The organism is Aquimarina algicola, assembly GCF_006443095.1.
In the GTDB taxonomy this organism is placed as follows: Bacteria; Bacteroidota; Bacteroidia; order Flavobacteriales; family Flavobacteriaceae; genus Aquimarina; species Aquimarina algicola.
The window spans coordinates 25,063-39,668 of sequence record NZ_VFWZ01000002.1; the positions used below are offsets into that span (position 1 = coordinate 25,063).

18 protein-coding genes are annotated in these 14,606 nt (G+C 34.6%); 8 read left to right on the plus strand and 10 right to left on the minus strand.

Annotated features, from left to right (window positions below):
- Position 1 precedes the first annotated feature (1 nt).
- Positions 2-973 carry a 1-aminocyclopropane-1-carboxylate deaminase/D-cysteine desulfhydrase gene (locus FHK87_RS03715; RefSeq protein WP_226294069.1) on the minus strand — a complete coding sequence of 324 codons (972 nt, stop codon included), beginning with the start codon at positions 971-973 and terminating at the stop codon, positions 2-4.
- A 61-nt stretch (positions 974-1,034) separates the two neighbouring features.
- On the opposite strand from FHK87_RS03715, the gene FHK87_RS03720 reads away from it, so the two are divergent.
- On the plus strand, positions 1,035-1,967 hold the full coding sequence (locus FHK87_RS03720) for a polysaccharide lyase family 7 protein (RefSeq protein WP_140589950.1): 933 nt from the start codon (positions 1,035-1,037) through the stop codon (positions 1,965-1,967).
- A 29-nt stretch (positions 1,968-1,996) separates the two neighbouring features.
- On the opposite strand, the gene FHK87_RS03725 is transcribed toward FHK87_RS03720, so the two are convergent.
- On the minus strand, positions 1,997-2,323 hold the full coding sequence (locus FHK87_RS03725) for a hypothetical protein (protein ID WP_140589952.1): 327 nt from the start codon (positions 2,321-2,323) through the stop codon (positions 1,997-1,999).
- Between the two features lie 28 nt (positions 2,324-2,351).
- On the opposite strand from FHK87_RS03725, the gene FHK87_RS26025 reads away from it, so the two are divergent.
- The 7 genes from FHK87_RS26025 to FHK87_RS03755 all read left to right on the plus strand — a co-directional run bounded on the left by FHK87_RS26025 (position 2,352) and on the right by FHK87_RS03755 (position 6,645).
- Positions 2,352-2,528, plus strand: a complete 177-nt coding sequence (locus tag FHK87_RS26025) for a DUF5522 domain-containing protein (protein WP_226294070.1) — start codon at positions 2,352-2,354, stop codon at positions 2,526-2,528.
- Between the two features lie 80 nt (positions 2,529-2,608).
- Complete coding sequence (locus tag FHK87_RS03730; protein ID WP_140589955.1) at positions 2,609-3,139, plus strand: DUF4136 domain-containing protein; 531 nt, start codon at positions 2,609-2,611, stop codon at positions 3,137-3,139.
- A 91-nt stretch (positions 3,140-3,230) separates the two neighbouring features.
- On the plus strand, positions 3,231-3,845 hold the full coding sequence (locus FHK87_RS03735) for a DUF4230 domain-containing protein (RefSeq protein WP_140589957.1): 615 nt from the start codon (positions 3,231-3,233) through the stop codon (positions 3,843-3,845).
- Positions 3,846-3,983: 138 nt separating this feature from the next.
- Entirely contained in the window at positions 3,984-4,310 is a 327-nt protein-coding gene (locus FHK87_RS03740) for a single-stranded DNA-binding protein (protein ID WP_140589959.1), read from the plus strand.
- Positions 4,311-4,520: 210 nt separating this feature from the next.
- Positions 4,521-5,762: a peptidase U32 family protein gene (locus tag FHK87_RS03745; RefSeq protein WP_140589961.1), complete on the plus strand. Its 1,242-nt coding sequence runs from the start codon at positions 4,521-4,523 to the stop codon at positions 5,760-5,762.
- Positions 5,762-5,992, plus strand: coding sequence for a ferredoxin (locus FHK87_RS03750; RefSeq protein WP_140589963.1), 231 nt, complete (start codon positions 5,762-5,764; stop codon positions 5,990-5,992). The genes FHK87_RS03745 and FHK87_RS03750 overlap by 1 nt, the downstream gene beginning before the upstream one ends.
- A gap of 47 nt (positions 5,993-6,039) precedes the next feature.
- Positions 6,040-6,645: a methyltransferase domain-containing protein gene (locus FHK87_RS03755; RefSeq protein WP_140589965.1), complete on the plus strand. Its 606-nt coding sequence runs from the start codon at positions 6,040-6,042 to the stop codon at positions 6,643-6,645.
- A 25-nt stretch (positions 6,646-6,670) separates the two neighbouring features.
- Here FHK87_RS03755 and FHK87_RS03760 read toward each other — a convergent pair whose 3' ends face one another.
- The 8 genes from FHK87_RS03760 to FHK87_RS03795 form a co-directional block, all read right to left on the minus strand.
- Positions 6,671-7,201: a hypothetical protein gene (locus FHK87_RS03760; RefSeq protein ID WP_140589967.1), complete on the minus strand. Its 531-nt coding sequence runs from the start codon at positions 7,199-7,201 to the stop codon at positions 6,671-6,673.
- Positions 7,202-7,231: 30 nt separating this feature from the next.
- Positions 7,232-9,295, minus strand: coding sequence for an alpha-ketoacid dehydrogenase subunit alpha/beta (locus tag FHK87_RS03765; RefSeq protein WP_140589969.1), 2,064 nt, complete (start codon positions 9,293-9,295; stop codon positions 7,232-7,234).
- A gap of 50 nt (positions 9,296-9,345) precedes the next feature.
- The gene (locus tag FHK87_RS03770; protein WP_140589971.1) at positions 9,346-10,419 is read right to left on the minus strand and encodes a branched-chain amino acid aminotransferase; all 1,074 of its coding nucleotides are present in this window, start codon (positions 10,417-10,419) and stop codon (positions 9,346-9,348) included.
- Positions 10,420-10,507: 88 nt separating this feature from the next.
- Positions 10,508-11,806, minus strand: coding sequence for a dihydrolipoamide acetyltransferase family protein (locus tag FHK87_RS03775; protein WP_140589973.1), 1,299 nt, complete (start codon positions 11,804-11,806; stop codon positions 10,508-10,510).
- 44 nt (positions 11,807-11,850) lie between these two features.
- Entirely contained in the window at positions 11,851-12,630 is a 780-nt protein-coding gene (locus FHK87_RS03780; protein WP_140589975.1) for a DUF3050 domain-containing protein, read from the minus strand.
- A complete protein-coding gene (locus FHK87_RS03785; protein ID WP_140589977.1) occupies positions 12,627-13,226 on the minus strand; it encodes an acyltransferase in 600 nt (199 codons plus the stop codon). Before FHK87_RS03785 ends, FHK87_RS03780 begins: the two co-directional genes overlap by 4 nt.
- Positions 13,227-13,299: 73 nt before the next feature.
- The gene (locus FHK87_RS03790) at positions 13,300-13,665 is read right to left on the minus strand and encodes a four helix bundle protein (protein WP_140592691.1); all 366 of its coding nucleotides are present in this window, start codon (positions 13,663-13,665) and stop codon (positions 13,300-13,302) included.
- Between the two features lie 140 nt (positions 13,666-13,805).
- On the minus strand, positions 13,806-14,558 hold the full coding sequence (locus tag FHK87_RS03795; protein ID WP_140589979.1) for an enoyl-CoA hydratase/isomerase family protein: 753 nt from the start codon (positions 14,556-14,558) through the stop codon (positions 13,806-13,808).
- Between the last annotated feature and the right edge of the window lie 48 nt (positions 14,559-14,606).

Genomic DNA, 14,606 nt, shown 5'->3' on the forward strand with positions numbered 1-14,606 from the left:
TTCAATCATTTATTGCAATAAGGGGTAGTTTCTTTTTCATTAATTTCTTGTTCATTCCGGCTATACCTTGCAAACCACCAGTATGGATGGCTAAAATACGAGTATTTTTTGTAAAAAACCCTTTTTCAATACGATCAAAAATACCAAAAATCATCTTTGAAGTATAAACCGGATCCAGAGGAATATACTGTTCATTATTGAATGTATTGATAAATTCAATTAATTCACTATTTATTTTACCATAACCTCCAAAATGATAATCGTGTATAAGTTTCCAATTTGTTCGAGATGTATATTTTTTAATTTCAGAAGTAAGAAAATCTCCTTTCAAAGCTGGAAAACCTAATACTTTCTGATGTTCAAAAGAACTATTAATAATACCAGAAATCGTGCCTCCTGTTCCTACTGCACAGCATAAAACATCGTAGCTAGCATCAGATGCTTCGAGAATTTCTTCACAACCTTTTATTGCCAATTCATTTGTCCCACCTTCTGGTACAATATAACTATCTTTATATTCTTTTTGTAATTGTTTTAAAAAAGTAGAAGTGCTTTTTTGCCGATACGCCTCTCGGGTAATAAATCTAAATTGCATCCCACAGGACAAAGCAAAACGCAAGGTATCATTCTCTTTTAAGGTTTTAACAAGATCAACACCTAATTCTTCCCCTCTTATGATTCCGATTGTCGGAATATTTAAAATTTTTCCGGCCGCAGCTGTAGCAGCAATATGATTACTAAAAGCCCCCCCAAATGTTAAGACAGAGGTATACCCTAATTGCTGGGCCTCGATAAAGTTATATTTTAACTTTCTGAATTTATTTCCTGACACATCTTTATGAAGTTGATCTTCTCTTTTGATATCTAAAACTATTCCGAAGCGATCAAGAATTGGATGACGAACAGGTTGATTCTTTGAATATAGCTCTTCCGAAGAAAAAAAATGCATAGTAAGTACTCTAATTAATTGCATAAAAGTACATTAATTTATTTTTAACTATTTTTGGTTGACCAAAATAATCAACTATAAGATTATGATTAAAAACATACTTTCATATCGTATCATTCCTTTCGTATTTTTACTTTTTACAATAGCATTAGTAAGCTGCAGTAGTTCTGAAGAAGATAATACTCCTGAAACAGAAGCGGTTGCTACAGAAGGAGAAGAAGAACCTGAAGAAGACAATAAAGAACCCGAGAATCCTCCTGTACAAGATCAACAAAATTTTGTTTGGAAAAACTGGTATCTCTCTGTTCCTATCAATCGAGGTAATGGCAAAGCCACTTCTATATACTATGAAACCATCGAAAATTATGCGCTTACTTCTGATCAGCAACAATATTTTTATAAAAATGAAGATGGAAGCTATACCTTTTTTACTCATTTTACAGGTTATACTACATCAGGTGAATCTCAGTTGAATGCAGGAAAATATTGTCGTACTGAATTAAGAGAATACTGGAGAGGCAATCAAACTACAAAAGATAATTGGTCTATGGCAACAGGTACACATGAGATGGAATCTACCTTAAAAGTGACGTATTGCGAAGGAAGAAAGCAAACATATATTGCCCAAATACACGGGATAAAAAATGAAGAGCTTGGTCTTAAAAACTCTCCTGCAACAGTAAAAGCGCAGTGGTATGATGGCGACATCGTAATCGAATATTATCAAAAACCCGAAAGTGGAGAATGGACTAGTGATGGAGATGCAAAAGTTACCATAGGAAAAGTCGACCACGAAAAGTTTACAATTTATCTTAAAATCGAAGATGGAAAATTAATATACAAACTGGTTTGCACTACTAAAGGTATAGATACTGGATATGTAACTTTATATGACTATGTTGGTAATGGATATCGTTATGATAATTATTTTAAAACAGGTAATTATTTTAAATGGAATTCAGATTACACTCAATCCTCAGAAGCAATTCTTTATAGTGTAAAAACAAAACATGATTGATGTTGTAAAGAAAAAGAAACAACACAGCACTACCAATATTTCATAAAACTCCAGAGTTTTCTGTTTTTTAGATAGTCTAAATCATCTTCATTATAATAAGCTTCACGCTCAAATGATATGTTCCGGTATGCTTTCTGTGTATCTCTATATTGTAGGACTCTAATAACGTATTCTACAAAATAGATAAGATAAAAAGGTAAAACCAATAATTCTGCTTGTTGTCTTATATGAATTCTTTCATGATTTATAAACGCTTCGTCTTCCTTTAGAAGAGAGTCTTTTACAACTATAAAAGGCCAAAGTGCGATTCCTACAAATCGACGACCTATCAAATATTTGTTAACAACTATGCGCATATACTACTAAGATAGTATTTTTGTAAATATGAATGACCCTAAAAAAGTATTAACTCCAAAAGAAGGAGATTATTATATAACCCCAGAAGGATACAGATGTTTTACAGAACAGTATCATTTACGAAGAGGGTATTGCTGTGAGAGCGGTTGTAGACATTGCCCTTACGGATATGATAAGAATACTAATACCTACAGCAAAAAATAAAAAAACTTATACTTCATGGTATAATTTTTGTGGTTAGGATAATAAAATAGCTATTGTTAAATTTATAAAAATTAGGGATTATGAAAATTTTTTCACTTTTATCATTAATCCTTATCATAACTCTCAGTTCTTGCTCGAGTGTGCGTGTGGCTTCGGATTATGATAAGCAAACTAACTTTAACGGATATAGAAGCTTTGCATTCTTCAAACCAGGAATAGACAAGGCAGAGATCAGCGACTTGGACAAAAAACGTATCCTTCGTGCAATAGAAGCAGGAATGGCTTCAAAAGGATTCTATAAGTCAGAAAATCCCGATATGCTCGTTAGTATTTTTACAACTACCAGAGAAAATGTAAACATACAACAAAACAACTTCGGCTGGGGCTGGGGTTGGGGATGGAACCCTTGGTTTTGGGGAGGCAACCAAAATTATGTATCTACCAATACCGAAGGAACATTATATATTGATCTTATAGATGCGTCTAAAAGAGAACTTGTTTGGCAAGGTATGGGTACTGCTGTATTGACCGAGGACATCAGTAAAAAACAAGAAAGAGTTAATAAAATTGTTGCTGCTATCTTAGAAGAATACCCTCCTTTGGCAAAATAACCTTTATCCGACAAAAAATACAAATAAGCTCTCTTTTATCGAGAGCTTATTTTTTATTGTACATTTATAAAAGAAATTATACCTTAAAAGTATGCGTAACTTTCTTTTAGGAGCCCTATTGGCTGCGTTATTAGTGTTCGGAATAAAATACTTCATAGACCAATCTCATCAAAGAAAAACAGAACTTCAATCTTCTGATTTAATTCTGGATCATATTCAAAATGTAGGAAAATTAGTCGTTACAGAAGGGCATTTTTCTGAAGTCATTACCTATAAAGATGCAAAAAAACTATACTTAGATATGCTCACTGCCAGAAAAAAAGCAATAGTTGTGGTAAATGCAGATGTAAGTGTCTCTTACGACCTAAGTAAAATAAAACATACGCTTGATCACGAAACAAAAACAGTAACCATTACTCAAATCCCAGAAGCAGAAATAAAGATTAACCCCGACATACAATATCACGATTTACAAGAAGATTTTTTTAATAAGTTTAGTCCCGAAGACCATAATTTGATCAAAAAAAAGGTCAGCAACCAATTAGATAAAAAAATAAAAAAATCAACTTTGGTCAAAAATTCAAAAAATAGATTGATCAGCGAACTTCAAAAAATATATATTCTTACTAGCTCATTAGGCTGGACATTAAAGTATAACAATAGTGTAATTGAAAGTTCAAATACAATAGAAACTCTAATTCAGTAATCATTTTTAAACGACTACAAACGATTACAACCGAAAATAAACACTTACTAACCGAATCTTAGTTGTGCTACACTCTAGGTTTGTACTATCGATCATCTACATCGACATCATAAAGTGTTTAACCATAAAAAAATAGTAATGAATACACTAAAAAACAAAGTACAATTAATTGGAAACTTAGGACAAGAACCAGAAATAATCAATCTTGAATCCGGAAAAAAATTAGCCAGATTCTCTCTTGCAACAAATGGCTTCTATTATAACAAGCAAGGAGATAAAATTACAGACACACAATGGCACAATATCATAGCATGGGGAAAAACAGCAGAAATCATCGAAAAATATATCAACAAAGGACAAGAAGTTGCCATCGAAGGCAAATTGACTTCGAGAGATTATGATGACAATCAAGGTAATAAACGATATATCACAGAAATAGTTTGCTATGAGTTGCTTATGCTTTAAAAACAAATTACCAAAAGCCTACTTATTTTTCATGAGTAGGCTTTTGGAATAATCATTAATAAACACAACATATTATCGTATTATTTAAACTTTACATTGCACTAAAATATTCCCAAATCTGAATAAAACGTAACCCTAAGAATTAAGAACTTATTAGATCAATGAAGGCAAAAAATAACGTACTTTTGGGCCGAAAATAATAGCGCAAAGATGACAAGTACAGGTACAATAGAACTAATGGCTCCGGCAGGTAATTTTGAATCCTTGCAGGCAGCAATTGATAATGGAGCAGACTCAGTGTATTTTGGTGTAGATCAGTTGAATATGCGCGCACGAGCAAGTATTAATTTTACGATCTCAGATTTACCTGAAATTGCTCGCCGTTGCAATAAGAAAAATATTCGTACTTATCTCACCTTGAACACCATAATTTATGATCATGATTTATCAATAATAAAAACGTTACTGGATGCTGCAAAATCTGCCGGTCTTACTGCTGTAATTGCTATGGATCAAGCAGTAATTGCATATGCTCGCCAAATCGATATGGAAGTTCACATATCAACTCAAATCAATATTACCAATATCGAAACAGTAAAATTCTATGCTATGTTTGCCGATACCATGGTTATGAGTAGAGAATTAAGTTTAAGGCAAGTAAAGAAAATTTGTGATCAGATTGAAAAAGAACAAATAAAAGGCCCATCAGGAAATTTAGTAGAAATCGAAATATTTGGTCATGGCGCTCTTTGTATGGCTGTATCTGGCAAGTGTTATTTAAGTCTACATTCACATAACTCATCAGCTAATCGAGGGGCTTGTAAGCAAAATTGTCGTAAAAAATATGCTGTAGTAGATCAGGAAACCGGTTTTGAAATGGAAATAGATAATGAGTATATCATGTCTCCAAAAGATTTGTGCACCCTTGATTTTTTAGATCAAGTCATCGATACTGGGGCAAAAGTACTTAAAATTGAAGGTCGAGGCAGAGCACCGGAATATGTAGCAAAAGTGATCAAAACCTATCGTGAAGCTATAGATGCCTATGCAAATGGAACCTATACACAAGAAAAGGTAACCACTTGGATGGAAGAACTCAATAAAGTGTATAACAGAGGCTTTTGGAGTGGATATTACCTTGGTCAAAAATTAGGCGAATGGAGCGACGTTTCTGGATCAAAAGCAACACAAAAAAAAGTATACATCGGAAAAGGAGTACATTTTTTCCCAAAACCCAGTATAGCCGAATTTAAAATTGAGGCATATGATATAAAAGTAGGTGACACTTTATTGGTTACAGGCCCTACTACGGGTGTCGAAGAATTTGATCTGGAAGAAATGATGGTTAATGATGAACACCTAGAAGTAGCAAAAAAAGGAGATTCATGTACAATCCCTACATCCTTTAGAATTCGTCCATCAGATAAACTCTATAAAATAGTACAGGAATAATGGTAGTCGTCACACTACAACGTGAGAAATGTATTGGCTGCAATTACTGTGTAGAAATGGCACCAGCTCAATTTCAAATGTCTAAAAAAGATGGAAAAACTGTATTAATGCATGCCACAGAGAAAAAAGGTTTTCACACATTAAAGTCTCCAGACAATACAATATTTGATAGCTGTGAACAAGCGCAAAAAGCATGTCCGGTTAAGATCATTACCACCAAAATGATTTGATAATCTAATCAAAATTGAACAATATTAAGTGTCAATAGTATAAAATCATGAAGAAAAGTCAAGCTGAAGAAAGTCAATATTGGACACAAAGATACATCGAAGAACGTACAGGATGGGATATTGGTTATATTTCTACTCCTATCAAAGATTACATCGATCAACTTACCAATAAAGATATTAAGGTATTAATTCCTGGTGCGGGCAATGCATATGAAGCAGAATACTTATTCGAACAAGGGTTCAAAAATGTTTTTGTTTTAGATATTTCTCAAACACCTCTTGACGCTTTTGCCGCAAGGGTTCCAAATTTTCCTAAGAATCAATTACTATTAGCTGATTTTTTCAGTCTTGAAGGAAGCTATGACCTCATCTTAGAACAAACGTTTTTTTGTTCTTTTCCTCCAACTTCAGAAAATAGAAAAGCATACGCAAAACAAATCTCTGACCTTTTATCCAGAAATGGTAAATTGGTCGGATTATGGTTTGATATCCCATTAACAGGAGATATGGAAAAACGACCTTTTGGCGGAGATAAAAACCTTTACTTATCTTACTTAGACCAATATTTTGATGTCAACATATTTGAAAAATGTTATAATTCGATACCAGAACGACAAGGCAATGAACTCTTTGGAATTTTTATAAAAAAATAGACCCCAAAAATCATTAATTCATCTTTTAATCAATAGGCTTGATACGATAGGGTCTGCTAGGATGTATCGAAAACCAATCTATTTTAATTTCTACCGCATTATGTTTAAGAAAAGGATATCCTTTTTTTCCTACATCCGAATAAAACCAATATGCTGCATCCTTATCACTGAACACAAATTCTAGATTTTTATGTAAACTCTCTTTGTTTTTGTTTGAGTAACACAAATTTTCAAGTATGATTTGATTGTGATAAGGCCCCGAATACAGAAGCCTTCCTTCTGGATTATTGATCGTATCTTTTTTATCAATAATTTCAAGCTTTCCATTAAAATTGACTAATGGATATCTATATGAAAATTGAATTTTGAGATCTTTATGATCATATCCGATAGCACTACAATCTATAGAAGATACTTCTTGATATACCAGATGTTCGGCTTCATGAATTTCAAATTGATCACTAAAAGTCATCATTGTAAAAATCGATGAAAGTACCCAGACAAGTCCAAAAATAGCGACACCAATTATAAATATTATTTTTATTATTTTTTTCACTCTTCCTTTTACACTAGACCTGTAAAATCATCAATACTTTAATACTTCTTCAATCTTTGTTTTTACTTTTTCTGTAGAAGGAATCATAGTCTGTTCTAAAGTACTATTCAAAGGTATAGCTGGCATATTTTCTGAACCAATCGTCATCACTGGAGCATCGAGATACCTGAAACATTCTTCTTGGATCTTTCCTGCCAATGCTCTTGCAAACGAATTGTTACTCGGTTCTTCGGTTACTACCAAACATTTTTTAGTTTTCTTTACCGATTCTATAATTGTTTCTTCATCCAAAGGATATAATGTTCTCAAATCTATAATTTCTACAATATCAGAAATATCTTTTGTTGCGTTTAACGCCCAGTGTACCCCCATCCCGTAGGTTACTACCGTCAAAGTTTCTTTTTCATCCTGAGACCATATCTGTTGTACGATATTTGCTTTACCAAACGGAAGTATATACTCTTCAGAAGGTTCAATGGTTCTGGCGGCATCTGTTCCTTTTACTTTAGACCAATACAATCCTTTATGCTCAAGAATCACAACCGGGTTAGGATCGTGATATGCAGCTTTCATCAAACCTTTTAAATCTGCTCCATTACTTGGGTATGCAATTTTAATTCCTCTAATATTAGTGATTACAGACTCTACCGATGATGAATGATAGGGCCCACCACTACCATAGGCTCCAATTGGAACACGCAAAATCATCGATACAGGCCATTTTCCGTTAGAAAGATAACAAGATCGACTTACCTCTGTGAACAATTGATTAAGTCCCGGCCAAATGTAATCGGCAAACTGAACTTCTACAATGGGTTTTAATCCAACCGCAGACATCCCTACGGTAGATCCAACGATAAAAGCCTCTTGAATTGGGGTATTAAATACACGTTCATCACCAAATTTTTGCGCCAATGTTGCCGCTTCTCGAAATACTCCTCCTAATCGCCCACCAACATCCTGACCATATAGTAAACACTCTTTGTGTTTCTTCATTAATTCTTCTACAGCAAACAAAGCGCAATCTACCATGACCACTTCTTCTTTGTCTGATGGAGATCGTTCTCCTTGTTCTTCTGTAATAGGAGTCGGAGCAAAGTCATTTGTAAATAAATCCTCAGGTTTAGGGTCTTCAGCTTTCATTGCCTTCTGTAAATCTTCGGCAACAACTATTTTTGCATTATTCTCTAACTCCTGTATTTCCTTTTCGGTAAAGCCATTTGCTAAAAGTTGATTTCTAAGTACAGGATATGGATCTCTGGATCGTGCTTCATCAAGATCATCACGATACCATTCCATTCGTACTCCAGAAGTGTGGTGATTCAATAAAGGAACTTTAGCATGCACCAACATCGGTCTGCGTTCTTCTCTTATTGTTCGGATCGCCTCTTGTATTGTCAAATAACTTTCTGTAAAATTGGCTCCATCTATAGATACAGCATCTAATCCATTAAATCCTCTGGCATATTCAAAAGCATTTTGTGCTCTGGTTTCAGCTTCATTTGCCGAGATATCCCATCCGTTGTCTTGTACCAAGTATAAAATAGGAAGCTGTTTTAAAGCAGCCATTTGAAATGCTTCTGCAATTTCACCTTCGGTAACAGAGGCATCTCCCAATGAGCAAAGCACCAAAGGTTTATCTTTTATATCTTTATCATCAAGTCCTACCAATTCTTTATACTGTAAACCTAAAGCGACTCCCGTTGCAGGAATTGCCTGCATACCAGTCGCAGAAGACTGATGTGGTATCTTTGGTTTATCGGCATCTCGTAAACTAGGATGAGAGTAATAGGTTCTTCCTCCTGAAAAAGGATCATCTTTTTTAGCCAACAATTGCAACATAAGATCATACGGTCTCATCTTGATTCCTAACAACATTGCATCATCGCGATAATACGGAAATGCAAAATCCTGAGGCAGTAATTGCATTGCAACTGCAATTTGTATCGCTTCATGACCACGAGAAGTAGCATGCACATATTTTGAAACTACTTTAAAGTTTTCTTCATACAGTTCTGCCATTGATTTTGCCTTGCAAAGTGTTAAAAATGCCTCTTGCAATACTTCTTTGGCAATTGTTTTTTCAGCTAACATAATCTTCAATTTTTTAACATACAGATTGCTTTTTCAAGCATACTATTACTTTATCCTACTTTCTCCTCTATAGTGACAGGAATAATCCAACCATGTTTATCTTCTCTCTTCTGAGTTTTGATATCATCGAGGGTGGTTTTCATATCTCGGCTTACAACATTATCTTCTGGTAAAGTGATTACTTCATCTTTATAACCAATCGCTTCAACCATAGCAATAGCTACAGCAGTTCCGGTTCCAAAAGCTTCTTCAAGTTTTCCTTCTTTAGAGAATTGAATCACCTCATCAATAGTAATTGGGCGTTCTTCTACTTCAAATCCTTTATCCTTTAGTAATGTGATTGCACTATCTCTGGTAATTCCTTTTAAGATAGAACCGTCAGTACTTGGGGTGATAAATTTACCATCAACTTTAAAAAAGATATTCATGGTTCCTACCTCTTGTACATATCTATGTTCATTAGCATCCAACCAAAGTACCTGATCATATCCTTTGGCTTTAGCTTTTTCGGTAGGCAATATTGCGGCTGCATAATTTCCGGCTGCTTTTGCTTCACCTGTTCCTCCATCGGCAGCTCTAATGAATTCTGTCTCTGCGTATAATCTAATTTTCTTTGTAAAAAATGGCCCTGCTGGAGAACAAATCACAATAAACTTATAGCTTGTTGCTGCCCGCATCCCGATAAAAGGCTCATCGGCATACATAAAGGGCCTTAAATACAAGGCACTACCGTCATGTGGCGGAATCCAATTATGCTCTACACCTACAATCTGTTTTACAGCTTCTACAAATAAGGTTTCTGGAACTGTTGGCATTCCCATTCTCACAGCACTATGGTTAAAACGCTTGGCATTTTCTTCTGGTCTAAACAACAGTGGAGTATTGTTTTTCCCTACTGTAGCTTTCATTCCTTCAAAAATGGCTTGTCCGTAGTGAAGTGCCATAGCTGCAGGATGTGTAGGAATGTGTTCTAAAGGTTCTATTCTAGGATTTTGCCAAGCTCCATTTTCATACTCACAAACAAACATATGATCGGTAAATACCGTTCCCAAGGGAATATTGTCAAAATCAATATCCTTTAATCCTGAATTTGAAGTTCTTGTAATTTTGATCTGTTGTTCCATTTTTATGTTGTTTTTGGGCGCATCCCTTCGGGTCGGGCTATTTGCGCTACATGGTAGCTTGCTTCTATCCCTTGCGCATGTATTCTACTTATATTTTTCTATTCTTATCAAATGCTTCGAGTTCGTCTCCTACTTTTCGTAAAAACGAACCTCCTAAAAATCCATCTACCACACGATGATCAAAAGACAGGGATAAATACATCATGCTTCTAATCGCTATTTCATCTCCTTTTTCGGTGGTAATCACTTCTGGTCTTTTCTTGATAATACCTAATGCTAATATGGCTACCTCGGGTTGATTGATAATGGGTGTTCCCATCAAACTTCCAAAAGTTCCAACATTTGAAATGGTAAATGTACTTCCTCCTATTTCATCTGGTTTTAGTGCATTGTTACGAGCACTATTAGCTAAATGATTTACATTTTTGGCCAATCCAAGAAGGTTTTTCTCATCAGCATTTTTGACTACAGGAACAATCAAATTTCCACTAGGCAATGCTGTCGCCATCCCTACATTCACATCATCATGAACTACTATTTTATCTCCATCTACAGACACATTGATCATTGGGTATGCTGTGATCGCTTTTGCTACGGCTTCTACAAAAATGGGAGTGAATGTTAGTTTTTCACCATACTTTTCTAAAAACTCGTTCTTTACTTGATTTCTCCAGTTCACAATATTGGTCACATCAACTTCAATATAGCTGGTTACATGAGGTGAAGTATGCTTAGAGTATACCATATGGTCCGCAATCATCTTTCGCATACGATCCATCTCTACAATACGATCTTTTCCTTCAATAAAATTAATCGGTGGAGCATTATATGCAGGTTTTGGTGCTATAGCTTGAGGGCGGCTTGGTAAAGGATATGTTCTATTTTTAAGATATAGCATCATATCACTTTTGCGAATCCGACCGCCTTCTCCAGTACCTGCAATACTTTGTACCTCTTCTATACTTAAGTTTTCTTTTTTGGCAATACTAATTACCAAAGGTGACAAGAAACCATCATTGTCTCCGGTGTTTAACGACCTAAATTCTTTATCTGCTATAGGTTTCTCTTGTATAGCAACCTCTTTTTCAGGCTGTTTTTTATCTTTAGCTACCTCACTTTCAACAGAGGGGGTCACTGTCACTTCACCACTGGCATCGATAACCGCAATAACAGTTCCTATCTCAACTACTTCATTAGGCTCAAATCGTATTTCAGCAATCACACCATTACAAGGTGACGGTACTTCAGAATCAACTTTGTCTGTTGCTACCTCTAGTATGGTCTCATCTTCTTCTACTGCATCTCCGACTTTTTTCAACCAGTTTAAGATCGTCGCTTCTGAAATGCTCTCGCCCATCTTGGGCATTTTTAATTCTACTGTTGACATTTTAGTTAACTAATGTTCGTTAGTTTAATATTTAAATAAATGTACTATGCAAAAATTGCATTATTATCTTTTAAGGTTTTATGGATTCCTTTCCACAATGCTATTCGTTTCTCTAAGGCTATTTTACTGTACTGCAAAGCTTCATCCCAATCTTCTTTTTGTTCGCAAAGTGATGTAACCATTTCTAAACTTAAAGGTCCGTGTTCGTCTCCATCTAATTCGATATGTCGTTCAAGATAGTAAACAAGTTGTCCTAAACCAGATGTCGAATTGTTTCCTATATTTTTCACCAATTCTATAAACATATCCGGAATCAGATCTTCTCTCCCAAAAGTAAATACTGCCGCAATAATATGAGGTTTACGAGTTTCTATCACCTGAAATGTAAATTTCATAAAATCTTTAACCTCATCAATAACCGAAAGCGATGCTATACCATTTTCTATTGTGCCATGATTAGATATATGATTGATCAATGTATCGATTTGAACTGTATTTGCACCTGCTTCTTTCATCGCATCCAAATACATTTCAAAATGACTAACTGATTTTCCTGACTGGTCTATATCGCTTTCTTCACCTAATACAATTTCATTAACAAAGCGTCGAACTTTTGGGTTCTTCGACGGAATCCATGGGATATCTGTAGTTGTGAGATGTAATTGTAAGCTCTTTAATAAAGACATAAAATCCCAAACGGCAAACACATGATTCTCCATAAATACTCTTACGTCTTCAATTTCCTCAATTTCAGTATATAATGGGTGCGTTGCAAGTTGCAATCGTAACGGTTCTAGTTCTTTTATGATATCCTTTATATTCATGTTTTCTGTTTAAACTCTTCTAAAGTTTTATAAAAAGCTTCTTGAGTGGGTCTATTTTTTGGCACTTCTCTCAAAGGTTCAACTTCTTCTAATGATTCAAAACAATCAGCAGGTAATTGCTGATACAATCGTGTACCTTTTGTTTTCCAATTGATCATTTCGTCACTTACTTCCCTAACTATTTTTGCTGGGTTTCCTACGATCAGACTTCTTTTTGGAACAATAGTTTTTGCTTTTATAAATGACATGGCTCCTACGATGCATTCGTCTCCTACCTCGGCATCATCCATAATTACGCTATTCATTCCGATGAGGCAATTACGTCCTAAATTTGCTCCATGTATTACTGCACCATGTCCTACATGGGCACTTTCTTTGAGTACAATAGATTTACCCGGAAACATATGTACTGTACAATTTTCTTGTACATTAACTCCATCTTCAAGAATGATCTCACCCCAATCTCCTCGAATAACAGCACCAGGACCGATATAGCAATCTTTACCAATAATTACATTACCGGTAACCGCTGCAAGAGGATGCACAAAACTGCTTTCGTGTACTACGGGTATATATCCTTTGAAACTGTATATCATGTATAAAGTCTAAATTTTAAATGTAAAATGATAAAGTTTAAAGTATTTATTTTACAACTTTTACACTTTATATTTATTTTTTTGTATTTGATGTTTTTATACTTGAAGTAAAAATTGCTACTAGCTCTTTACATTCCTTTATAATATTTTCAAAACTATCTAGATCTTGAATTAATTCTGATTCTTTCAAAATCTGCAAATTTACCTGAGATTCTCTTAATTCTTTAAGACATATTTTCATCTTATGAATAAAATCTCTTTTTGATTCTGCTCCTTGCGCTTCACCATAATTCAAAGCAGCAGACGTGGTTGAACGAATCAACTGCTTAGCCAAATGCTCTGATGCAAAACTTTTTTTCAAAGTATTAATATTTAAAATAATACTTGAAGAGAATTTGACTAGTCTTTGTTGGAGATCATATTTTTGAACAACTTTCAAAACTTCTAAATTTTTCAGTTTTACATTTTTATAAAGTCTAAGTTTTAAATATAAAGTAGCAAAGTTCAAAGTATATCAACAAATTCACTTTTTACTTTTAAATTTTACATTTTGCGGTTTTACATTTTCTTCTTTTCGTTTTATTTAAATCTTTTCAAGGTTTCTTTTGTAAAGTCGCTTAATACCAATCGCCCACTAATCACTGCTCTTTCTGCTAACAATGTATCCCAGTGTTCTGTACCTTCCCAGAATACTTTTTTCATTTCTCGCATGGCTTCAGGATTATACGAACATAAATGCTCTGCAAATGTTTTTACTTCGGTATCTAAGGTTTCGATATCTTCAAACACTTGGGTAAATAGTCCTTTTTCTTTTGCCCATTCGGCGCTATAAAAAGTATTAGCATCTATTGCAATTTGCGACATTGCCGAGAGGCCAATTTTACGTTCTACAGCGGGTCCAACAACAAAAGGTCCAATACCTACATTAAGCTCACTTAGTTTTATTGATGCGTATTTGGTAGCCATACAGTAATCAGTTGCAGATGCCACTCCTACTCCACCTCCTACAGTTTTACCCTGTACTCTACCAATGATGAATTTAGGGCATTTTCGCATGGCATTAATGACATTAGCAAATCCTAAAAAAAACACTTTGCCAGTTTCGGCATCATTTATATTAATTAACTCTTTGAAACTTGCACCCGCGCAAAAAGTTCGATCTCTTCCACTCTTCAAAACAATAACTTTTATCTCATCATTATTTCCTGCATCGGTTATCGTTTGCGCAAGTTTTGCCAGAATATCTCCTGGTAGTGAGTTGTGAGCAGGATGAAAAAATTCAATCGTTCCTACTCCGTTTTCTATTTCTATATTTACGTATGGTTGTGTCAAAATAAAGTCTAAATTTTAAATGTAAAATGATAAAGTTCAAAGTATATC